The organism is Cellulophaga sp. 20_2_10 (genome assembly GCF_023476645.1).
Lineage (GTDB): Bacteria > Bacteroidota > Bacteroidia > Flavobacteriales > Flavobacteriaceae > Cellulophaga.
In genome coordinates this window covers 1-784 of the sequence record NZ_JAMCOJ010000054.1, presented here as the reverse complement: position 1 = coordinate 784, position 784 = coordinate 1, and the positions used below count along the sequence as shown (strand labels likewise).

Sequence of the window (784 nt, the reverse complement as noted above, 5' to 3'; positions counted from 1 at the left end):
AAGCTCTTGCTGCGCGGGATAACAGTTTGATAAATCAACCTGTTTCCTAAATTATTAAAGAAAAAACTTGTTTTTTAACACAGTACCTAAGCGTAGTGCGGAGGCAAGGAAACTTTTCGTTTCCGTCTGCGCACGAAGCTAAAGCTTATTGTTTCGATTTATTTTTTCTTGTCTAAAGCTAAATCCATAAGATTTAGCGACTTCATAAATATACACAGACCTTTCCGTTTAAACACTAAGTCCGCATTGCGTTTAGGCTTTGTTAGCCAACGTTTTTTATTCACAATTACTAGAATTCAGTCGCTTAATAAATCCGTTCCAGAGTTCTTTTGGCTTTTCAAAATTTAGACTTTTATTAATTGGCTCTAGATTAATACTCCTATTCGCCTCCAAAAGCTTCAATTCAATTTTGTTTAGTCCAATATATTTTATCTCTGCTGTTGCGGAATCCCTCCATTCTCCAAACGTTTCAAAGTAGAGGGTGTCATTTTTAACTTCTATTTTTCTCCATTCAGATAACGATACCCATTCACTTTCCGATGCCATTCTCATTGAGTCCTTTTTAAAGTAAACCTCAGAGTATTCTCCGTTAAAACAAACAGAATAATTTCCATCAAGATTTCGGTCATTTCGACAACCACAAAGTATCATAAAAAATAAAATGGCTATTATTTTGTAGAGTTTCATTAAAATGTTTGCTAACGGATTAGGCTATGGTTAGTACGGGAGTTAACAAGCGATTAATTTGCGATTAAGCATCTAGCCAAAACTTTTTATTTTGCTT

The 784-nt window shown here is 34.3% G+C and carries 1 protein-coding gene; it reads right to left on the bottom strand.

Going from position 1 to position 784, the window contains the following annotated elements; all coding sequences use genetic code 11:
* Positions 1-276 precede the first annotated feature (276 nt).
* Positions 277-546, bottom strand: coding sequence for a hypothetical protein (locus M4I21_RS18500; RefSeq protein WP_249560707.1), 270 nt, complete (start codon positions 544-546; stop codon positions 277-279).
* Positions 547-784: the final 238 nt, after the last annotated feature.

Coding starts and splice junctions, on each gene's coding strand:
- M4I21_RS18500 (WP_249560707.1), bottom strand. CDS start 546: ATGGCATCGGAAAGTGAATGGGTATCGTTATCTGAATGGAGAAAAATA.